This window comes from Pseudomonas sp. MPC6 (genome assembly GCF_006094435.1).
GTDB lineage: Bacteria > Pseudomonadota > Gammaproteobacteria > Pseudomonadales > Pseudomonadaceae > Aquipseudomonas.
This window is the reverse complement of sequence record NZ_CP034783.1, coordinates 588,045-610,058: the sequence shown is the minus strand read 5'-3', so window position 1 is coordinate 610,058 and position 22,014 is coordinate 588,045. Positions and strand designations below refer to the sequence as shown.

Sequence of the window (22,014 nt, the reverse complement as noted above, 5' to 3'; positions counted from 1 at the left end):
TGATCTGACGCCATCGCGGGCTTGCCCGCGAAAGGGTCGAAGCCCCGATTCAGGCAGCGCTGGAGATTTCCCTGGGCAGACGCTGATCAATGACTTGATAAAGCGCACTGCCCTCTGGCCAGTTACGCATGAACCGCGCCCGATCCCGCGCATACGCCGGGGCGAAGCGGCCCACAGAGTCATGCTGACACATCGAATCCAGGTCGATCAGCGACCAGCGATCCTCCTGCCAGAACAGGTTGTGACCCTTTAAATCCCCATGGCTGATCCGTTCGCGAATCAACTGCGCAAACAACTGATCCAGCGCAACCAGCTCAGCCTCGGGCGCGTCACCACGTTCGACGTACGGCCCAAAGCGCTCGATGATGTCCGGTCCCGACAGATGCTCGGTGATCAGATAAGCCCGACTGCGCAGCCACAGAAAACGCTTCTCCAGCAACGCCAGGGGCTTGGGCGTGGCGATATCGAGAAACGCCAGCCGATTACCTTCGCGCCAGGAGTGCCAGGCACGGCTCGGACGCCAGAAGCGTTTGAGCCAGTGGGCGAACCCTTTGATGTTGTAGCGCTTGATCACCAGCGTACGACCGCCCACCTCGACCTTGCCGACGCTCGCCGCACCGCCGGTCTTGTACAGGTGGCCCTGATCGAGCAATGCGTCGGCCTGCTCCAGCACCGGCAGCATCGCCGCCTCTTCCTCGCGGCGAATCGCCTGCAAACCGAACGCCCCGCGCTGAACACTGAACAGCGTGCATTCGCGACCGACCTTGATCAGAAAATCCTTGAGGCGCCAGCGTCGAACCTTGTCGATCTGTTGCTGCAAGGCCTCCATGGGCAAGGCATGCTCGCCGTTGCTCAGCAGGTAATACACCAGCAACTCTTCGGTGAAGGGCTCCAGCGACTTGGGCAACTGGGCAAAAAACACCCCGAGGTTTTCCAACACTTTCTGGCGCGACAGCGGTTTGCCGGCCGTCTCGACTCGGATGCCCGCGCCATCGATCAAATACAGCCGGCCGCTCTGGCGCAGCAGATTGTCCAGATGCAGGTCTTCCTGCCACAGGCCTTTGCGGTGCAGCTGACCAATCGCGCCCAGTGCATCGGCCAGGACCGCCGATTGCTCATCCGCCAACAGGGGCAACTGCTCAACCTGCTTCCAGGCCTCCCCCAGGCTCTCGGCGCCTTCAAGGTAATCAAACAGCAGCCAGCCGCCCTCGCCTTCTTTCAGGCCGTCGGCCAACAGCTGCGGCGTGGTCAGGCCCTGGGCGGCGAGCAAACGCACGCCATCCAGTTCACGCTGAAAATGCCGTGCCGCCTTGCTACCGACCAACAATTTGGCCAGCACCGGCCGACCGCGCCAGACTCCGGCGCCGACATAACGCTGCCCGGGCAAGACCCGCAACAAGCTCAGTAGCTGCAACTCGGCCGGGCCAGCGGCATCGGCCAGTGAAATGCTCAATGGCAGGCCAGGACGGCGGCCAGCCTTTTTCAGCTCGGACAAACGCATCAGCGGGTCTCCTTATGGCTGCGCCGCGCGTTCAGTCGCGCCAGCCAGCTGTCGATCAGCGTGCTGTCCCGGGATTGCTCCAGATAGGCAGCCAGCAACTCGCGCAACTGCGCTTCGTTCCATTCTGGTGCCCGGCGCAGCAACGGCTCCAGGTCTTTGGCCCGGTCACGCGAACCGAACAGGAGCGGCCGGGTCTTTTCCAGGTCGATCAGTTGGGCCTGGTAACCGTCGCCGGTGGCCTGGAGAAAAATATGTTTGGGGTAGAAGCAGCCGTGCACCTGACGCGCCCCATGCAGGCGCCGGGCCAATTGCCCACAGGCCTGCAGAATCTTCGAGTGCTGCGCCTCGCTCAACGCCGACCAGCGCTGCAACAACGAATCCAGGTCATCCCAGCCGTCGAGGGCACGGGTCAACAGAATCGCCCGAACCTCGCCGTCGACTTTGCGCTCACCGAAAAACGCCGCCTTCAATGCAGGAATCCCGAAGCGCTCATAGCGGCTGATGTTGCGAAATTCACGGGCAAAACTCGGCTCGCCAAACGGGGCATGCAAGGTGCGCATCTGATAGTTGCTCTGGCGCTTGAGGTAGTAGCCATGGCCTTCCAGATCCAGCCGATACACGCTGCTCCAACCACCGCGTGCGATGTTGGGCTCATCCACAGCGTCCAGTTGCTTGGCCCAGAGTGCATCGAAGGTGTCGAGGCCGTGCCGCACGAGCAGTGCCCGGTCTTCAGCGGCGAGGAAATCAGTCATTCGCGCCCCTCGAAAAATCTCACCACGTGGCGGATTCGTTTTTTGTCGGCTGCATCGAGCCGGGTCCGCTGGCGGTATTGCAGGTAAAAGCGCAGGCGCTGGGTGGCCGACAGTTGGTACTTGGCCACCTTGTCCAGGCAGGCCAGATCCTTGGTGATGCGGTACTTGAGCCAGAAGCCACGCCAGAAATCGCCGTTGGGGCAGTCGATCAGAAACAGCCGGGGCTGGTCGTCAACCAACAGGTTGCGCCACTTCAAATCGTTATGAGTGAAGCGATGATCATGCATGGTCCGGGTGTAGGCGGCCAACTGTCGACTGACGGTGTCGACCCAGGCGCGGTCCGCCAGCTTCGGATCATGCCGTTCGGCCAGGACGGATAGATCTTCGGTATTGGGCAGTTCACGGGTGATCATCGCACCGCGATCATAAGCCGCACCGCGCCGCTCCAGGCCCCAGGCCACCACCTCGGCCGTGGGGATGCCCCATTTGGCGAAGCGCTTGAGGTTCTGCCACTCGGCTTTGACCCGGGGTTTGCCCAGGTAACGACGCAGCCCCTTCCCCGCACCCACATAGCGTTTGACGTAATAGTTGACGCCATTGCGCTTGACGCGAATGACCTCGGATAACAGGTCGTGGGTCAAGCGCTCACCCTCAAGCGCAAACACCGCCTCGAGGCTGCCGAAATCTTCTGCCAGATCGCTGTAAGCAGGTTCCAGTTTCCAACCCGACATCAGAGCGCGTCCCCGTATCGCTGCTTACGCGCATAGAGCTTGTTGGCCTTGCCTTCCAGCCAGCCGAGCAACCCATTCTGTTCGCCGAGGATCTGGCGCAGGGGCTGCTGGAAATAACCCTTGAGGAAACGCAGTTTGTCGCGACGCGTCAGGCCGATATCCAGCGCCGAAAAATACAGCGCCGCCAGGTCTTTGTTGCGCCAGCGCTGGGTGATCGTCGCACGGGTATGGGCACGGTGCAGGTCGATCAGCGAGAGCTTCAAGTCTTCAGCCGTCACCGGTCTGTCGGTGTGCAGCAGGAAGTGGCAGATGTAACAGTCGCGGTGATTGACGCCAGCGCGATGCATCATGCCGGTCATGCGCGCGACTTCAGCGATCAGCGCACGCTTGAGCTTGGGCAACGGCGGCTGCTTGACCCAGTCGATGCTGAAATCTTCGAGGCTGACGGTGGGTGCCAGTTCCTCGGTAATGATGAACGAGTGCTGATCCGCCGGGTTGCTGCCCTTCTCGCCATAAGCGACGGCAGTCATGGTCGGCACGCCGACTTCATGCAGGCGTTGAATGGCCTTCCACTCCTGGCCGGCACCGAGCACCGGCAGCTTGACGGTGATCAGGTTCTTGACGATCTCGCCCCAACCGACGCCCCGGTGGATCTTCACGAAAAATCCTTTGCCATCGACCACGGTACGCAGGGTCCGGCGTGCTTCAAGCTCGCGGTACACCTCGCCCTCGAGCTTCTCGACTTCGGCGAACGGGTCGCGTCCGGCCCAGAGGCTCTTGAACGGTTCAGCCAGCATCAACTTCATTGCGCGTGCTCCGCCAGAATCACATCGGCCGCGTGCTGCGGCATGCTATAGAGGTCGGCCGTCTCGGCGAAGGCCAGGCCGTTGCGACTCCAGGCCGCCCGTGCTTGAGCATCGTTCAACATACCGGTCAGGTAGCGGGTCAGCTGTTCCTGATCGAAAGGTTCGTCCAGCACCAGACCGGCGTCGGCCTCGGCGATGTAGTGGGCATAACCACACACCGCACTCACCAGCACCGGCAACCCGGCCACCAGGGCTTCGAGCAACACGGTCCCGGTATTTTCGTTATACGCCGGGTGGATCAACAGGTCAGCACCGAGCAGGAATCGCGGGATATCGCTGCGGCCCTTGAGGAACGTCACGTTGTCGCCAAGCCCCAATGCGGCGCTCTGCACCTGGAATAACTTGGGGTCGTCCTGGCCAATTACAAACAGCCGGGTGCGTTTCTTCAGATCGGCGGGCAAGGCGGCCAGCGCCTTGAGGCTGCGATCCACGCCCTTGGTCTTGAACCCGGAGCCTATCTGCACCAGCAACAGCTCATCGTCCTTCAGGTTGAATTCGCGACGGAAGTCGGCCCGGATTTCGACGGCATTGGCTGGCGCGCGACGATCTTGAGAGATACCCGGCGGCAGCAGATGGAAACGTTCCAGCGGCGTGTCGTAATGCTTGATGAACAGCGGCTGCTGCACTTCGGAAATCATCAGCACTTCGGTCTTGGCGTCCTTGGCGAACACCGCGCGCTCGTACTCGGCGAAGTGCCGGTAGCGCCCCCAACGACGGTACAGCGAGTTGCGCAGATTCTGCGCCTTGTCTTCGAAGCAACCGTCGGCGGCGTAGTAGACGTCCAGGCCCGGCATCTTGTTGAAACCGATCAAACGGTCTACCGGACGCTTGGCCAGATCCGCTTGCATCCACTCGCTGAGCTTTTCATTGCGCCGATGGTTGAACAACGCCTTGACCGGCGCCACCAGCACTTCGAAGCCCGGTGGAATGTCGCCTTCCCAGATCAGCGTGTAGACGCGAATCTGATGGCCTCGCTGCTGGCATTCCAGGGCGATGCGCATGAAATCACGCTGCAAGCCACCAAAGGGAAAGTACTTGTACAAGACAAATGCCAATTGCATCAGCGCAGCTCCTCAGCCAGTAACAACGTGCTCAATCGGCTCGCGACACGCTCGGGGTTCAGACGCGTGAAGCACAGGGGCCACTCGCGTTTCAGGTCAAACCGACGCAGATCTTCCGCCGTCGGTTGATAGGTGCATTTCTTTTGCAGGCACGGCGCGCAAGGGAAATCGCTCGCCAGGTGAATCTGCGACTTGCCATAGGCGCCGGTCAGACCCGGGTTGGTCGGGCCGAACAACGACAGCGTCGGCACATCCAGCGCCGCGGCGAGGTGGCCGAGACCGGTGTCCACCGCGACGCAGGCTTGTGCACCGGCCAGCACCTTGCCGACACCGGCCAGGTTCAGCCTGGGCAGCACTTCGACGTGTTTCAGGTCTTTGGCGATGCGCTCGGCACGGGCCTTCTCCAGCGCATTGCCCCAGGGCAGTTTCACCGCCACGCCGAGGTAGCCGACCCGCTCGGCCAGCTCGCGCCAGTAGGCTTCAGGCCAGTGCTTGGTGTCCCAGGTGGTGCCGTGCAGGAACACTACGTAAGGATTTTTGCGCGGCAGCTCCACCAGACGGTCGATATTCAGGCCGTAGTCGCCCAGACCGTTGGGCAAGTCATAACCCAATGCCACGGCGAATAACTGACGCACCCGCTCCACCGCGTGTTGCCCCCGGGCCACGGACAGACGCCGGGAATAAAAACGTGCGGCGATCGGCTCGCGCGCCGAATGCTGGTCCAGCCCGGCCACCGGGGCTTTGACGTACCGGGTCAGCAACGCGCTTTTCAGCAGGCCCTGGGCATCGATCACCAAGTCATATTGCGAGGCGCGCACGCTTTGCTTGAAGCGCTTCCACTCGCCACTCTTGATGGTCTGCCAGAGGTTCTTGCGCCAGCGGCGGATCGCCACTGGAATCACCTTGCCCACGGCCGGGTGCCAGGTCGGAATTTCGGCAAAACCCTCTTCCACCACCCAGTCGAACTGGATGCCGGGGATCGCTCGCGCTGCGTCGGTCAGCGCTGGCAACGCATGAATCACGTCGCCCAGCGATGAAGTCTTGATCAACAGAACCCGCAAATTATTTGACCTCGACCACAGTGCCCTGCAACCGCTGCAAGGCTTCGTTCACCGCTTGCGGCATCAGCTGGCGCAGGCAGTTGTAATGGCCGAAGCGGCACGTGCGATCGAAGCACGGACTGCATTCGATGCCCAGGCGCACGATCTCGACGTGTTCGGCCAATGGTGGCGTGAAGCCCGGCGACGTCGAGCCGTAGACCGCCACCAACGGGCGATTCAGCGCGGCAGCGACATGCATCAGGCCGGAGTCGTTGGAGACTACCGAATCGGCGCAGGACATCAGGTCGATGGCTTCGGCCAGCGACGTGTCGCCGCTGAGGTTCACCGACTCTTCGCGCAAGCCTGGAATCAGCCGCGACCGGATGTCTTCACCGACGGCGTGATCGTTCTTCGAACCGAACAGCCAGACCTGCCAGCCTTCACGAATTTTCGCTTCGGCGACCTTGGCGTAGTGCTCGGAAGGCCAGCGCTTGGATTCGCCGAACTCGGCACCGGGGCACAGCGCCAACACCGGACGGTCGAGGGCCAGGCCGAACTTGACCAGTGCCGCTTCCCGGCTGACCGGATCGATTTGCAGGCTCGGCCGTGGATAGGGCTTGGGCAGATCAAGGCCGGGCTCGTAAGCCAGGGCCATGAAGCGCTCGATCATCAACGGGTAACGCTCTTTGTCCAGCGTGCGCACGTCATTGAGCAGGCCATAACGGAACTCGCCACGCCAGCCGGTGCGTTTCGGGATGCCGGCGAAGAACGGCACCAGCGCCGACTTCAGGGAATTGGGCAACAGGATCGCCTGGTCGTACTGGCCGGCCAGGGATTTGCCGATGCGTCGACGGGTCGCCAGCTCCAGGGCGCCGTGGCCGAGCGGAAAGCTCAAGGCCTGGCGCACTTCGGGCATGCGCTCGAGAATCGGCCGGCTCCACTCGGGGGCCAGCACGTCGATTTCGCAGTGCGGGTGTCGTTGCTTGAGACACTGAAAAAGTGTCTGCGCCATCACCATGTCACCGACCCAACTGGGCCCAACGATCAGAATTTTCATGTGGTTTCCATAAACGAACCGGGGAGGCATACGCCTCCCCGCCTCGAGAACTCTACAAAACACTGCAGATCTACTGTAGGAGCGAGCTTGCTCGCGATGAACCTGAGCACACCGCGGGGTATCAGGTTAGCCGAGTCATCGTTAACGACCATCGCGAGCAAGCTCGCTCCTACAATCCCAACTCACGCCAGATCCGCAGTACCTGCCGTCGTTCGTCCGCGAACTGGTCACCGGGAATCACCCCGGGGTCCTTCTGCAAGGCCTGCCGGTGGGCGGCGGAGCGGTAGGCTTTATAGGCCTCACGCAACAGGCTGGCGTCTTCGGCGGGCATCAACCCGTCCTCCTCCAACCCCTCCAGAATGCGGATGTTATCGGTCCAGCGCAGCAATGACGGGTGCGTTTGCGACCATGCCAGAGCCGCGTATTGCACCATAAATTCAATATCGACGATACCTCCGGCGTCTTGCTTGAGATCGAATGGCGCCGTGGCCTCGAAGGCATTTGCCCCGGTGCCTGCCGCGGTGCTCTTGCTGCCGAGGTTATCGCGCATCTTGGCGCGCATTTCGCTGACCTCCTGCCGCAAGGTCGCCAGGTCGCGTGATTTGCCCAACACCGCGGCACGGACTTTCTCGAACGCCCGGCCGACATCCTCACTGCCCACCAGTACCCGCGCCCGTACCAATGCCTGGTGTTCCCAGGTCCAGGCTTCGTTTTCCTGATAACGGGCAAACGCCCCCAGGGAACTCACCAGCAATCCCGAAGCACCGGACGGACGCAGACGCATATCCACTTCGTAGAGCTGACCGGAGTTGGTCTGGGTCGTCAGCAAATGAATGATCCGCTGCCCGAGCCGCGTGAAGAACTGGGCGCCATCGATAGGCTTGGGCCCGTCGGTTTCCGCCTGCGGATCGCCGTCGTGGATGAACACCAGGTCCAGGTCCGAACCATGCCCCAATTCCAGCCCGCCGACTTTCCCGTAACCGACAATGATAAAGCCGGGATCGCACACCGTGCCGTCGGTGCGCAATGGCGTGCCGTACTTGGCCACGGTCTGGCGCCAGGCCAGGGCCAATACCTGTTCGAGAATCGCTTCGGCGAGCCAGGTCAGGTAATCGCTGACTTTCATCAACGGCAGGCTGCCGGCGATTTCCGAGGCCGCCACCCGCAAGCGGTGCGCCAGCTTGAAATGCCGCAGGGCTTCCATCTGCTGTTCGAGGTCGTCCTCGGGAATCCGTGTCAGGCGCTCGCGCAACTCGGCAGCCAGTTCCGGAGCCAAGGGCGGCTTGAACAGGCGGCCTTCGTTGAGCAGTTCATCGAGCAGCAGCGGGAAGCGCGTGATTTGTTCGGCGATCCACGGGCTCGCGGCGCACAGCGTCAGCAAGCGTCGCAGCGCGCCGGGGTTCTCGGTCAGCAACACCAGGTATGCAGAACGACGGGCCACGGCCTCAACCAATGGCAGCACCCGTTCCAACACCAGGTCGGGATTGGCGTGCTCCACGGCTTGCGCCAGCAGTCGCGGGATGAAGGCATCCAGGCGCTCGCGCCCCAGGCGCTGCATGGCGCGCAACTGCGGGCTGCCGCGCAGGCTGGCCAAGGCTTTCAGCGCCTTGGCGGCATTGGTGAAACCTCCCTCTTCCAATTGACGGCAGGCCGCCTCTTCGTTCTGGGCTTCTTCCCATAGCGGCAGCCATTCACCGCCGACCACCACTTCGCTTTCGCTGCCTTGTTCTTCATCGGGGTCGGCGATCACCTGGCCGAAGTGCCACGCCACCCGACCGCGCCAATACATGAGCTGCTCATGGAAAGCGGCCCAATCGTCGAAACCCAACATAAAGGCAATGCGCGCCTGATCCTGAGCGCCGTCCGGCAGCATCTGGGTCTGGCGGTCGGCAATCGCCTGGATGGCGTGTTCGGTGTAGCGCAGGAATTCGTAGCCTTCGCGCAGTTCGCTGATCACCGCCGGCGGCAGGTAACCCTGGTCTTGCAGCGTGCTCAGTACGTTCAACAGAGGGCGTTGCTGCAGGCTCAGGTCGCGGCCACCGTGAATCAGCTGAAAGGCCTGGGCGATAAATTCGACTTCGCGGATCCCGCCGGAGCCGAGCTTGATATTGTCGGCCATGCCCTTGCGCCGGACTTCCTGCTGGATCAGCTGCTTCATGGTGCGCAGCGCTTCGATGGCCGAAAAGTCCAGATAGCGCCGGTAGACGAACGGTCGCAACAGGTCGAGCAACTGCGCGCCGGCCACTTGATCGCCGGCCACCACCCGCGCCTTGATCATGGCATAGCGCTCCCAGTCGCGGCCCTGGTCCTGGTAATACTGCTCCAGTGCGTTGAAGCTCAGCACCAAGGCGCCCGCCGAGCCGTAGGGCCGCAGGCGCATGTCGACACGGAACACGAAGCCATCGACCGTCATCGGGTCCAGCGCCTTGATCAGACGCTGGCCGAGCCGAATGAAAAACTCCTGGTTATCCAGCGATCGCTTCACGCCGACGGTTTCTCCCCCTTCGGGGTAGGCAAAGATCAGGTCGATGTCCGACGACAGGTTGAGCTCCACCGCGCCGAGCTTGCCCATGCCGAGAATGACCATCTGTTGTGGTTCGCCACTGCGCCGGCCGGTCGGCACGCCGAATTGCTGGCAATGCCGCGAGTACAACCACTGATAGGCCTGATCGATGCTGGCATCGGCCATGTCCGAGAGGTCGCGGCAGGTCTGGACCAGATCGGCCTGACGGGTCAGGTCGCGCCAGATGATCCGCACCTGGTGGCGATTGCGCTGGCGGCGCAGGACGCGACCGAGTTCATCGTCGGTTTCGACCGCGCTCACCGCTGCCGCAATCTGCCCGCACAATTCACCGGGCGCAAAATCGCGGTCCAGTTCGCCGGACTGCACCAGCTCCAGCAGCATGGAAGGGTCGCGCGCACTCTGTTCAATCACGAAGTCGCTGGCAGCGGTGACTCGCGCGAATTGGGCCCAGCGTTCAGGCGTCCAGCCGGACAGCCCCCGGTCGTCGTCCAGCTCCGCGGCGGCCGTACGGAGCGACTGCTCGGCGCGGGAGACAAACGGCAGGAGGATGGCAGGCAGTTCGGCAAGCGAAGGGAGGCTCATGGTCTATCCTTGATCGGCGTGTAGAGGGCTGCATGTAGTGATTTGCGAAAACACACTACCTGATCGACTGTCGAACAAAGGTTAGAAATAGCTGAAATTTCTGTATTTTTGGCAGACAGCATCAAGCTTTCACCTTTTACGGTTGGCAAAAGACCAACCTTAACGATTATTCTCACAACGCAGCTGGAGGCCACAAGCCGCTCATCTGTAGTTTTACTACTCGTCTATACATTCGAAAGGCTGAAATGCCCGATGATTTGTAGTAAAACTACACGCCGCCGGAACAACCTCTCGGCAATCCAAGAATTTATACCGTCTGCCCACAAGGCCAGTCGCAAACTCAGGCAACCGATTCTGGAAGCCTTTCCGCCCTGGAGCAAGCCATGCAAGACCTCGATCCCGTCGAAACCCAGGAATGGCTGGACGCCCTGGAATCGGTTCTCGACAAAGAAGGCGAAGACCGTGCTCACTATCTGATGACCCGTATGGGTGAACTCGCGACCCGCAGCGGTTCGCAGTTGCCTTACGCCATCACGACGCCGTACCGCAACACCATCCCCGTTACCCACGAAGCACGCATGCCTGGCGACCTGTTCATGGAACGCCGCATTCGCTCGCTGGTACGTTGGAACGCGATGGCCATGGTAATGCGTACGAACCTGAAAGATTCTGACCTGGGTGGTCACATCTCCAGCTTCGCCTCCAGTGCGACCCTGTATGACATCGGCTTCAACTATTTCTTCCAGGCCCCGACCGACGAACACGGCGGCGACCTGATCTACTTCCAGGGCCACACCTCGCCAGGCGTCTACGCCCGTGCGTTCATGGAAGGCCGCATCACCGAAGACCAGATGAACAACTTCCGCCAGGAAGTCGACGGTCAGGGCTTGTCGTCCTACCCGCACCCTTGGCTGATGCCTGACTTCTGGCAGTTCCCGACTGTATCCATGGGCCTGGGCCCGATCCAGGCGATCTACCAGGCACGCTTCATGAAGTACCTGGAAGCCCGTGGCTTCATCCCTGAAGGCAAGCAGAAAGTCTGGTGCTTCCTGGGCGACGGCGAGTGCGACGAGCCGGAATCCCTGGGTGCGATCTCGCTGGCTGGCCGCGAGAAGCTCGACAACCTGATCTTCGTCATCAACTGCAACCTGCAGCGCCTCGACGGCCCGGTTCGCGGCAACGGCAAGATCATCCAGGAGCTCGAAGGCGTGTTCCGCGGTGCTCAGTGGAACGTGACCAAAGTCATCTGGGGCCGTTTCTGGGACCCACTGCTGGCCAAAGACGTCGACGGTATCCTGCAACGCCGCATGGACGAAGTCATCGACGGCGAGTACCAGAACTACAAAGCCAAAGACGGCGCGTTCGTGCGTGAACACTTCTTCAACACGCCAGAACTCAAGGCGATGGTTGCAGACCTGTCCGACGACGAGATCTGGAAACTCAACCGTGGCGGCCACGACCCGTACAAGGTCTACGCGGCATACCACGAAGCGGTCAACCACAAAGAACAACCGACCGTCATCCTGGCCAAGACCATCAAGGGTTATGGCACCGGTGCCGGCGAAGCGAAAAACACCGCGCACAACACCAAGAAAGTCGATGTCGACAGCCTGAAGTTGTTCCGTGATCGCTTCGACATTCCGGTCAAGGACGAAGAGCTGGAAAACCTGCCGTTCTTCAAGCCGGAGCCGAACAGCGCCGAAGCCCGCTACCTGAGCGAGCGCCGCACTGCACTGGGCGGTTTCGTGCCACAGCGTCGCGCCAAGAGCTTCGACATCCCGACGCCACCGCTGGATACCCTCAAGGCAATCCTGGACGGCTCGGGCGACCGTGAAATCTCCACCACCATGGCCTTCGTGCGGATCCTCGCGCAGCTGGTCAAGGACAAGGAAATCGGTTCGCGCATCGTTCCGATCATCCCGGACGAAGCCCGTACCTTCGGTATGGAAGGCATGTTCCGCCAGCTGGGCATCTACTCGTCCGTCGGCCAGCTCTACGAGCCAGTCGATAAAGACCAGGTGATGTTCTACAAGGAAGACAAGAAGGGCCAGATTCTCGAAGAAGGCATCAACGAAGCGGGCGCCATGAGCTCCTTCATCGCTGCCGGTACTTCGTACTCCAGCCACAACCAGCCGATGCTGCCGTTCTACATCTTCTACTCGATGTTCGGTTTCCAGCGTATTGGCGACCTGGCCTGGGCCGCTGGCGACAGCCGCACCCGTGGCTTCCTGATCGGCGGCACCGCCGGCCGGACTACGCTGAACGGCGAAGGCCTGCAACACGAAGACGGTCACAGCCACATCCTGGCTGCCACCATCCCGAACTGCCGCACCTTTGATCCAACCTACGGCTACGAGCTGGCGGTGATCATCCAGGACGGCATGAAGAAGATGACCGAACAGCAACAGGACGTCTTCTACTACATCACCGTGATGAACGAGTCTTACCAGCAGCCAGCCATGCCGGCCGGTGTCGAAGAAGGCATCATCAAGGGCATGTACCTGCTCGAAGAAGACACCCGCGAAGCGGCGCACCACGTTCAGCTGATGGGCTCCGGCACCATCCTGCGTGAAGTCCGTGAAGCGGCGAAGATTCTGCGTGAACAGTTCAACGTCGGCGCTGACGTCTGGAGCGTTACCAGCTTCAACGAACTGCGTCGCGATGGCCTGGCCGTCGAGCGCAGCAACCGTCTGCACCCGGGCCAGAAGCCTAAACTGAGCTATGTCGAAGAGTGCCTGAACGGCCGTAAAGGTCCGGTGATCGCGTCTACCGACTACATGAAGCTGTTCGCTGAGCAAATTCGTCAGTGGGTCCCGTCCAAGGAATTCAAAGTCCTGGGCACCGACGGTTTCGGCCGCAGTGACAGCCGCAAGAAGCTGCGTCACTTCTTCGAAGTCGACCGTCATTTCGTGGTGTTGGCAGCCCTGGAAGCCTTGGCTGACCGTGGTGATATCGAACCCAAGGTGGTGTCTGAAGCCATCGCCAAGTTCGGGATCAACCCGGAAAAACGCAACCCACTGGACTGCTGAGGAGACACTCTGTGAGCGAACTCATTCGCGTACCTGACATCGGCAGCGGTGAAGGTGAAGTAATTGAACTGTTTGTTAAGGTCGGCGACCGTGTCGAAGCCGACCAGAGCATTCTGACGCTTGAGTCGGACAAGGCGAGCATGGAAATTCCTGCTCCCAAGGCCGGCATCGTCAAAAGCCTGAAAGTGAAGCTGGGCGATCGCCTGAAAGAAGGCGACGAATTGCTGGAACTGGAAGTCGAAGGTGCCGTAGCTGCGGCCCCTGCGGCTGCTGCGGCCCCTGCGCCAGCCGCCAAGGCTGAACCGGCTGCCGCTCCTGCGCCGGCCGCTCCTGCTGCTGCGCCTGCTGCCGCTTCGGTTCAGCAAGTGCACGTGCCGGACATCGGTTCGTCGGGCAAGGCCCAGATCATCGAGATCCAGGTCAAGGTCGGCGACACCGTCGAGGCTGATCAGTCGCTGATCACCCTGGAATCCGACAAGGCCAGCATGGAAATCCCTTCGCCCGCCGCTGGCGTGGTCAAGGCCATCAGCGTCAAGCTCAACGACGAAGTCGGCACCGGCGACCTGATCCTGGATCTGGAAGTGGCAGGTGCCGCTGCTCCGGCTGCGGCCGCGCCAGCTCAAGCCGCTGCGCCTGCTGCCGCTGCTCCGGCGCCTGCCGCTGCGGCCCCGGCGGCACCGGTTGCCGACAGTGTTCAGGACATTCACGTCCCGGACATCGGTTCGGCAGGCAAGGCCAAGATCATCGAAGTCCTGGTCAAGGCCGGCGACACCGTTGAAGCCGACCAGTCGCTGATCACCCTGGAATCCGACAAGGCGAGCATGGAAATTCCATCGCCTGCCGCTGGCGTGGTGGAAAGCATTTCCATCAAGCTGGACGACGAAGTCGGTACCGGCGACCTGATCCTGAAGCTGAAAGTCAAAGGCGCTGCTCCGGCTGCTGCTCCGGCTCCAGCCGCTGCCGCACCTGCTGCTGCCAAAACTGAAGCCGCTCCGGCGGCCGCTGCTGCGGCACCTGCCGCACCTGCAGCTGCACCGGCCAAGCCGGGCGCCAAGGTTCACGCAGGCCCGGCAGTACGCCAGCTGGCCCGTGAATTCGGTGTCGAGCTGAACGCAGTCGGCGCAAGCGGTCCGCACGGTCGCATCCTGAAAGAAGACGTGCAGGTTTACGTCAAAGCCATGATGCAGAAGGCCAAGGAAGCACCGGCCGCCGCTGCCGGCGCAACCGGCGGCGCGGGCATCCCGCCGATTCCGGTCGTCGACTTCAGCCGCTTCGGCGAAATCGAAGAAGTGCCGATGACTCGCCTGATGCAAATCGGCGCGTCGAGCCTGCACCGCAGCTGGTTGAACATCCCGCACGTGACTCAGTTCGACTCGGCGGATATCACCGAGCTGGAAGCGTTCCGTGTCGCTCAGAAAGCCGTTGCAGAAAAGGCTGGCGTCAAGCTGACCATCCTGCCGCTGCTGCTCAAATCCTGCGCGCACCTGCTCAAGGAACTGCCGGACTTCAACAGTTCGCTGGCACCAAGCGGCAAGGCAATCATCCGCAAGAAGTACGTGAACATCGGCTTCGCGGTCGACACCCCGGATGGCCTGCTGGTACCGGTCATCAAGAACGTCGATCAGAAGAGCCTGTTGCAACTGGCAGCCGAAGCCGCCGTGCTGGCCGCCAAAGCCCGCGACAAGAAGCTCACCGCGGACGACATGCAAGGCGCCTGCTTCACCATTTCCAGCCTCGGCCACATTGGCGGCACCGGCTTCACGCCGATCGTCAACGCGCCGGAAGTGGCGATCCTCGGTGTTTCCAAGGCAACCATCCAGCCAGTCTGGGACGGCAAAGCCTTCCAGCCGAAACTGATGCTGCCACTGTCGCTGTCCTACGATCACCGCGTGATCAACGGCGCCGCTGCTGCACGCTTCACCAAGCGTCTGAGCGACCTGCTGGCGGACATCCGCACCATCCTGCTGTAACACCGACCGGCCCTCCTTCACCGGAGGGCCGGTTGCGTTCCACGCTTTCCGAGCGCCACACGCTCGTACCTCAACCCCGCCCATTTGGCGGGGCTTTTTTTTGCCTGGTGAAACCTCTTTCCTACATTTGTAGACGGCATCGCCCACCTGATCGTCGACACAAAACAGATCCGCGCCAGTTATCACGACCGGGACGGCAATCTGCTGCAATCGACACATATCAGATTGCGTTAAGCCAGAAAATATCGCAGCCTGCGACAAGCAACAGTAAAGAGGGCGAGAGCCCGGCGCGATCAGCATATTCGAAGCGAGTTCCCCCCTATGAAAAGCCAACCCGATGCCACCAGCCGTATGGTGGCCGAGGTAGTGACGCAGTTGCCTGTGCCATCACGGCTCGGCATGCTGCGTTTCGAACGGCTGAATGAACCGAACTGGGGGCTGCTGTTTCTCGATCCCAATTGCGAACGACAGTTTGGTCAGCCGGCCAGGGAGCTTTGTGCCCTGGTCGACTCACCCTACGCCAGCCTGATGGAGCCCGAAGCGCGCTATCGACTGCACGACGCAATTCAGCAGCAACTCAGCGGCAGCCCGCATTACCTGATCCGCTACACCCTGCACACCGCCAAAGGCGCCCTGAGCCTGCTCGAGTTGGGCGAAGCCTACCGACAACACAATCGACACCTGCTGCGCGGCTACCTGATGGTCGTGGAGGGATTATTCGAGGGCGAACAAACGCTGCCGACGCTTGATCTGGAAACCCAGAACTCGCGCCTGCAATTCGCCCTGGAACTCAATCAACGCGCCCAGCAGGAACAGCTCCTGCACCTGGACCGGGTGCGCGCCCAGCAAGACCTGATCCTGCTGCTGACCCGCCAACGCTACAGCGCCAACAATTCCCTGCATGAAGCTGCCGAACTGATCACCCGCAGCGCCTGCGATATCTACGAAATCGACTGCGCCAGCCTGTGGAACCTCGAAGGTTCGCGGCTATCGCCCATCTCGGCCTATCACCGTGCCACCCGGCAATATCAACTGCCGGAGCCGATCGACGTCAGCGACTTCCCCGATTACATGGAAGCCCTGCATAGCAGCCGCGCCATCGACGCCCACAATGCGATGCATGACCCGCGCACTCGGGTAATGGCTCAAAGCCTGCGCCCGCGCGATGTGAATGCCATGCTCGACGCCAGTATCCGTGTCGATGGCCAGGTGGTCGGCGTGCTCTGCCTTGAACAGACCGGTACGACCCGTGCCTGGCAGTCGGATGAAATCGCCTTCGCCGGCGAGCTGGCGGATCAGTTCGCCCAAGTGATCAACAACCACAAGCGCCGCACGGCCACCAGCGCTTTGCACCTGTTCCAGCGCGCGGTGGAACAAAGCGCCAACGCCTTCCTGCTGGTCAATTGCGACGGCGTGGTGGAGTACGTCAACCCAAGCTTCACGGCGATCACCCAGTACACCACCGACGAAGTCCACGGCCAGCGGCTGTCGGAATTGCCGGCGCTGGAAAATCTCAGCGAACTGCTGTTTGACGCGCCCTCGGCGCTGACCATGAGCAACAGTTGGCAGGGCGAATTCAAAAGCCGGCGCAAAAACCTCGAACCCTACTGGGGTCAGTTGTCGATTTCCAAAGTCTACGGTGACAACCGCGAGCTGACCCATTACATCGGCATCTATGAAGACATCACCCAGACCAAGCTTGCCCAGCAGCGCATCGAGCGCCTGGCTTACACCGACAACCTGACCAACCTCGGCAACCGTCCGGCGTTCATCCGCAACCTCGATGAACGCTTCGCCCGAGACAGCGATACGCCGATCAGCCTGTTGCTGGTGGACATCGACAACTTCAAGCGGATCAACGACAGCCTTGGCCATCAAACCGGTGACAAGTTGCTGATCAGCCTGGCCCGGCGGCTGCGCAACAGCCTGAGCCCGAGCGGCAGCCTGGCACGCTTTGCCAGTAACGAATTCGCGGTGCTGCTGGACAACACCGACATCTCGGCTGGCCTGCAAGTTGCCAACCAGTTACTGGCGACCCTCGACAAGCCGATGTTCGTCGACAACCAATTGATCAGCGTCACCGGCTCCGTGGGCCTGGCCTGCGCGCCGCTGCACGGACGCGACCCGCAGACCCTGATGCGCAACGCCGGGCTGGCGCTGCACAAGGCCAAGGCCAACGGTAAACATCAGGTTCAGGTGTTCACCGAAGCGTTGAACGCCGAGGCCAGCTATAAGTTGTTCGTCGAGAACAACCTGCGCCGCGCCCTGACCCAGAACGAACTGGAGGTGTTTTATCAACCCAAGCTCTGCCTGCGCAGCGGTCGCCTGCTGGGCATGGAAGCCTTGCTGCGCTGGAACCATCCGGAAAAAGGCATGATCCGCCCGGATCAGTTCATCAGCGTCGCCGAAGAAACCGGCCTGATCATTCCGATCGGCAAGTGGATCGCCCGCCAGGCCTGCCGCATGAGCAAGGACCTGACGGCCGCTGGCCTGGGCAATCTCCAGGTGGCGATCAACCTGTCGCCCAAACAGTTCTCCGACCCGGACCTGGTGGCATCCATTGCCAGCATCCTCAAGGAAGAAGCGCTGCCGGCAAACCTGCTGGAGCTTGAGTTGACGGAAGGCCTGCTGCTGGAAGCCACCGAAGACACCCATCTGCAGCTCGACCAGCTCAAGCGCCTGGGCCTGACCCTGGCCATGGACGACTTTGGCACCGGTTACTCGTCGCTCAGTTACTTGAAAAAATTCCCGATCGACATCATCAAGATCGATCGAAGCTTCATCCACGAAATTCCGGATAACCAGGACGACATGGAAATCACCTCCGCGGTGATCGCCATGGCCCACAACCTGAAACTCAAGGTCGTGGCTGAAGGCATCGAGACGGCCGAGCAGTTGGCCTTTCTGCGCCGCCACCGCTGCGACGTCGGCCAGGGCTACCTGTTCGACCGACCAATTCCGGGCAGCGAGCTGATCGAAAAGCTCAAACGCTACCCGCGTGGCCCGATCGCCTGAGCACACCGCAAGCAATCCCTGTGGGAGCGAGGTTGCTCCCACAGAGATAGTGCGTAACTGGACGGCATTGGGCACACTGGCGGTCTGCGTATCAACATTCCAACCTGATTGAGAGGACTGATAATGGTTCTGCGCTCGGAAATCCTGGTAAACAAAAACGTGCTCCCGACTAAAGAACAAGCTCTGCCCGGCCGTGAAACGCCAATGTCCCTGCCGGAAAAACATTTCGTCCACGACGCCCCGCTACTGGGTCCGTTCGCCACCAATGTCGACTTTGCAATCTTCGGCCTGGGTTGCTTTTGGGGTGCGGAGCGTCGCTTCTGGCAGCGTGAAGGCGTAGTCAGCACCGTGGTGGGGTATGCCGGTGGTTTCACACCTAATCCGACCTATGAAGAAGTCTGCTCGGGCCTGACCGGGCACACCGAAGTCGTGCTCGTGGTCTACGAGCCGGAAAAAGTCAGCTACGACGAGCTGCTGAAGATGTTCTGGGAACTGCACAACCCGACCCAGGGCATGCGCCAAGGCAACGATATCGGCACGCAGTATCGCTCGGTGATCTACGCCACCAACCCGGACCAACTGGCAGCCGCCAAGCGCAGCGCGCAGGTGTTCCAGACCGAACTGACCAAGGCCGGCAAAGGCACCATCACCACCGAAATCGACGAAGCCCCGACGGTCTACTTCGCCGAGACGTATCACCAGCAGTATCTGGCCAAGAATCCAGAAGGGTATTGCGGGATTGGCGGTACAGGCGTGACCTGCCCGATCTGACTTTCGGGCCCTGAAAAGCATCGCTGGCAAGCCCGCTCTTGTAGGAGCTGGCTTGCCAGCGAAGGCGGCCTCAAGTCTTGCATTGCCCATGAAGACGCCTTCGCCAGCAAGCCGGCTCCTACAGAATTATGTGTCCGCCCACATTTGTGATCGAAACGACACCCCTGTAGGCGCTGCCGAAGGCTGCGAGCTTTTGATCTTGCCGTTGATTCACCCTATTCGGCAATCAACCAATCCATCTGCCACCCACCCTGGGTCTGCCCAAGCTTCTTGGACAACCACGGCAGCAACTCACGCAATTCCTCTTCCAGCCCCCACGGCGGATTGGCAATCGCCAACCCCGAACCATTGAGGCTGTTTGGCGTATCCAGCGGATGCACCAGCAACTCCACGCGCAACAATTTCGGCGCGCCGGTTCCCGCCAGATCCTGATAGAAACGCCGCAACAGGCGCTGGTCCTTCACCGGATACCAGATCGCCGCCACCGTCTGGCGCATCCGGCTGATCGCCTCTTTCAACGACGCCGCGCAACGCTGCATCTCATCGAGCTGCTCGAACGGCGGATCAATCAACATCACCGCGCGCTTCTCCGGCACCGGCAACATCGCCCGCGGCACATGCCAGCCTTCGCCCAGATGCACCTTCACCCGACGATCGCCCTTCATGTTGTCCTTGAGCAACACGCCATCTTCGGGGTGTTTCTCGTTCAGCAACACCCGGTCCTGCGGCCGGGTCAGGCGCCGCGCCAACTCCGGCGACCCCGGGTAATAGCGCAACTGGCCATCCGGGTTCATCTCGTGCAGGACCTGCATGTAATCAGCCGTCAGGATCGGCAGATCCGGCTGATCCCACAAACGCGCAATGCCTTCCAGGTACTCGCCGGTACGGCTGGCCTGATCGCCTTGAAGGTCGTACAGACCAATGCCGGCGTGAGTGTCGAGATAGGCAAACGGCTGCTCCTTGCGCGACATCAAGGCGATGAGGCGGGTCAAGGTCAGGTGTTTGAACACGTCGGCGTGATTGCCGGCATGGAAGGCGTGGCGATAATTCATGGTTGCTCCTGCGAAGGGCGCCAAGTTTACCTTGTACGGGGCTGGACGTCAGGGGTTCGCGGCTGAGCGGGCACTCCGAGCGGCGGCCATGAGCTCATCGCCCCCTGTCGGACCTGCCGAAGAAAATCGCTCGCCCACTGAAAAAACAAAAAAAAAGGCCCGCCTCCAGAGGGAGGCGGGCCGTTTTCATGTTCGGCGAAAGGTCAGGGCTTCAGCTCATCCCCATCACTTGTTCAGGCGGAAATCTGCCTCGGCCGCAGCGAAGCGCTGCAGCATGCCGGCAGTCGGCGCGCCCAGCTTGCTGACGATGTAGATCGCCAGGCTGGCGAAGATGAAGCCCGGGATGATCTCGTACAGGCCCAGCAACTCGAAGTGTTTCCACACGATCACGGTGATCGCGCCGACCAGGATACCGGCCAGTGCGCCGTTGCGGGTCATGTCTTTCCAGATCACGGAGATCAGGACGACCGGGCCGAACGCGGCACCGAAGCCGGCCCAGGCGTAGCTGACCAGACCCAATACGCGGTTTTCCGGGTTGGAGGCCAACGCGATAGCGATCAGGGCAACCAGCAGCACCATGGCGCGACCGACCCAGACCAGTTCAACCTGGGAAGCGGTTTTACGCAGGAAGGTTTTGTAGAAGTCTTCGGTCAGGGCGCTGGAGCACACCAGCAGCTGGCAGCTCAAGGTACTCATCACCGCCGCCAGAATGGCCGACAACAGCACACCGGCGACCCACGGATTGAACAGGATTTTCGCCAGTTCGATGAACACACGCTCGGGGTTTTCGGTCACGGGACCGGCCAAGTCAGGGTTCGCCGAGAAGTAAGCAATACCAAAGAAGCCTACCGCCACGGTGCCACACAGGCACAGGATCATCCAGGCCATGGAGATGCGGCGAGCTTTGGCAATCGATTTCACCGAATCCGCCGCCATGAAGCGCGCCAGGATGTGCGGCTGGCCGAAGTAGCCCAGGCCCCAGCCCATCAGCGAGATGATGCCGATGAAGGTGGTGTTTTTCAGCATGTCGAAGTTGCTGGCGTCTTGCGCTTCGATCGCCAGGAACGTGGTGTCGACGCCGCCGGTGGCCAGCAGCACGATGATCGGCGTCAGCAACAGGGCGAAGATCATCAACGTGGCTTGTACGGTGTCAGTCCAGCTGACAGCCAGGAAACCACCGACAAAGGTGTAGGCAATCGTCGCCGCAGCGCCGGCCCACAGCGCCGTCTCGTAGGACATGCCAAAGGTGCTTTCGAACAGACGGGCGCCGGCCACAATGCCGGAGGCGCAGTAGATGGTGAAGAACACCAGGATCACGACCGCGGAGATGATCCGCAGCAGGCCGCTTTTGTCTTCGAAACGGCTGGAGAAGTAATCCGGCAGGGTCAGTGCGTCGCCGTTGTGCTCGGTCTGCACGCGCAGACGACCGGCAACGAACAGCCAGTTCAGGTAAGCACCGATGATCAGGCCGATGGCGATCCAGCTTTCGGACAGACCGGACATGTAGATGGCGCCCGGCAGGCCCATCAACAACCAGCCGCTCATGTCGGAGGCGCCGGCGGACAATGCCGTCACGACACTGCCCAGGCTACGACCGCCCAGAATGTAGTCGGAAAGGTTATTGGTGGAGCGATAGGCCATGAAGCCGATCAGCACCATTACTGCGATATAGATCACGAACGTGATCAGGGTTGGATTGCTAACGCTCATTAAGTTACGCCCTGGCTTTGTTTTTATGTAGCGGCGGCTGGTGAACCGCACGCAAACGACGACGTTCGACAGACGACTCTGGATCCCGCGCATTTATGACTGATGTTTCCCCAGGAAAGCCATCAGCCGGCACACCTGACTTTTATGCCCGGTTGCACCTTGGACGCGAATGCTATTCAACAAACCAAATAAGGTGCAACCAGTTTCTCCCGAATAAGTTGCACCCAGTCGGATTTATCGACGAAAGCACGATTTTTGCGCCTTTTTAGGGCACTCAAGGCTCTTTACCAAATGTAAAACTATCCTCCAGTAACGATGCGAAGGTAGCGAAATTTATTTCCTGACGAGCTGCA

General features: G+C 61.0%; 14 protein-coding genes and 1 pseudogene. 4 read left to right on the top strand and 11 right to left on the bottom strand.

The genetic code is table 11. The features are described 5' to 3' along the window. Positions 1 to 49 precede the first annotated feature (49 nt). From ELQ88_RS04755 to glnE, 9 genes and pseudogenes are all read right to left on the bottom strand, one after another. On the bottom strand, positions 50 to 1,501 hold the full coding sequence (locus ELQ88_RS04755; protein WP_138963933.1) for a lipopolysaccharide kinase InaA family protein: 1,452 nt from the start codon (positions 1,499 to 1,501) through the stop codon (positions 50 to 52). Continuing rightward, on the bottom strand, positions 1,501 to 2,253 hold the full coding sequence (locus ELQ88_RS04750) for a lipopolysaccharide kinase InaA family protein (RefSeq protein ID WP_138963931.1): 753 nt from the start codon (positions 2,251 to 2,253) through the stop codon (positions 1,501 to 1,503). Before ELQ88_RS04750 ends, ELQ88_RS04755 begins: the two co-directional genes overlap by 1 nt. Then, on the bottom strand, positions 2,250 to 2,984 hold the full coding sequence (locus ELQ88_RS04745) for a lipopolysaccharide kinase InaA family protein (RefSeq protein ID WP_138963929.1): 735 nt from the start codon (positions 2,982 to 2,984) through the stop codon (positions 2,250 to 2,252). The genes ELQ88_RS04750 and ELQ88_RS04745 overlap by 4 nt, the downstream gene beginning before the upstream one ends. Further along, positions 2,984 to 3,790, bottom strand: coding sequence for a lipopolysaccharide core heptose(I) kinase RfaP (rfaP, locus tag ELQ88_RS04740; protein WP_138963927.1), 807 nt, complete (start codon positions 3,788 to 3,790; stop codon positions 2,984 to 2,986). Before rfaP ends, ELQ88_RS04745 begins: the two co-directional genes overlap by 1 nt. Next, positions 3,787 to 4,911, bottom strand: coding sequence for a glycosyltransferase family 4 protein (locus ELQ88_RS04735; RefSeq protein ID WP_138963925.1), 1,125 nt, complete (start codon positions 4,909 to 4,911; stop codon positions 3,787 to 3,789). Before ELQ88_RS04735 ends, rfaP begins: the two co-directional genes overlap by 4 nt. Then, positions 4,911 to 5,972 (bottom strand): lipopolysaccharide heptosyltransferase I, encoded by a 1,062-nt coding sequence (gene waaC, locus ELQ88_RS04730; protein WP_138963923.1) that lies wholly within the window; start codon positions 5,970 to 5,972, stop codon positions 4,911 to 4,913. The genes ELQ88_RS04735 and waaC overlap by 1 nt, the downstream gene beginning before the upstream one ends. Position 5,973: 1 nt before the next feature. Further along, positions 5,974 to 7,008 carry a lipopolysaccharide heptosyltransferase II gene (gene waaF / locus ELQ88_RS04725; protein WP_138963921.1) on the bottom strand — a complete coding sequence of 345 codons (1,035 nt, stop codon included), beginning with the start codon at positions 7,006 to 7,008 and terminating at the stop codon, positions 5,974 to 5,976. 71 nt (positions 7,009 to 7,079) lie between these two features. Next, positions 7,080 to 7,160 (bottom strand): annotated as a pseudogene (locus ELQ88_RS34525) (outer membrane lipoprotein carrier protein LolA); the annotation flags it as partial. A 17-nt stretch (positions 7,161 to 7,177) separates the two neighbouring features. Further along, entirely contained in the window at positions 7,178 to 10,114 is a 2,937-nt protein-coding gene (gene glnE / locus ELQ88_RS04720) for a bifunctional [glutamate--ammonia ligase]-adenylyl-L-tyrosine phosphorylase/[glutamate--ammonia-ligase] adenylyltransferase (protein ID WP_138963919.1), read from the bottom strand. Positions 10,115 to 10,497: 383 nt separating this feature from the next. On the opposite strand from glnE, the gene aceE reads away from it, so the two are divergent. From aceE to msrA, 4 genes are all read left to right on the top strand, one after another. Then, on the top strand, positions 10,498 to 13,143 hold the full coding sequence (gene aceE / locus ELQ88_RS04715; protein WP_128872888.1) for a pyruvate dehydrogenase (acetyl-transferring), homodimeric type: 2,646 nt from the start codon (positions 10,498 to 10,500) through the stop codon (positions 13,141 to 13,143). A gap of 11 nt (positions 13,144 to 13,154) precedes the next feature. After that, complete coding sequence (aceF, locus tag ELQ88_RS04710; protein ID WP_138963917.1) at positions 13,155 to 15,113, top strand: dihydrolipoyllysine-residue acetyltransferase; 1,959 nt, start codon at positions 13,155 to 13,157, stop codon at positions 15,111 to 15,113. A gap of 321 nt (positions 15,114 to 15,434) precedes the next feature. Beyond that, positions 15,435 to 18,128, top strand: a complete 2,694-nt coding sequence (locus ELQ88_RS04705) for a GGDEF and EAL domain-containing protein (RefSeq protein ID WP_138963915.1) — start codon at positions 15,435 to 15,437, stop codon at positions 18,126 to 18,128. Positions 18,129 to 18,251: 123 nt separating this feature from the next. Further along, a complete protein-coding gene (gene msrA, locus ELQ88_RS04700) occupies positions 18,252 to 18,899 on the top strand; it encodes a peptide-methionine (S)-S-oxide reductase MsrA (protein ID WP_128872890.1) in 648 nt (215 codons plus the stop codon). A gap of 215 nt (positions 18,900 to 19,114) precedes the next feature. On the opposite strand, the gene rlmJ is transcribed toward msrA, so the two are convergent. Together rlmJ and putP are read right to left on the bottom strand one after the other, a co-directional pair. Further along, complete coding sequence (rlmJ, locus tag ELQ88_RS04695) at positions 19,115 to 19,951, bottom strand: 23S rRNA (adenine(2030)-N(6))-methyltransferase RlmJ (RefSeq protein WP_138963913.1); 837 nt, start codon at positions 19,949 to 19,951, stop codon at positions 19,115 to 19,117. 225 nt (positions 19,952 to 20,176) lie between these two features. Further along, on the bottom strand, positions 20,177 to 21,661 hold the full coding sequence (gene putP / locus ELQ88_RS04690) for a sodium/proline symporter PutP (RefSeq protein ID WP_138963911.1): 1,485 nt from the start codon (positions 21,659 to 21,661) through the stop codon (positions 20,177 to 20,179). Between the last annotated feature and the right edge of the window lie 353 nt (positions 21,662 to 22,014).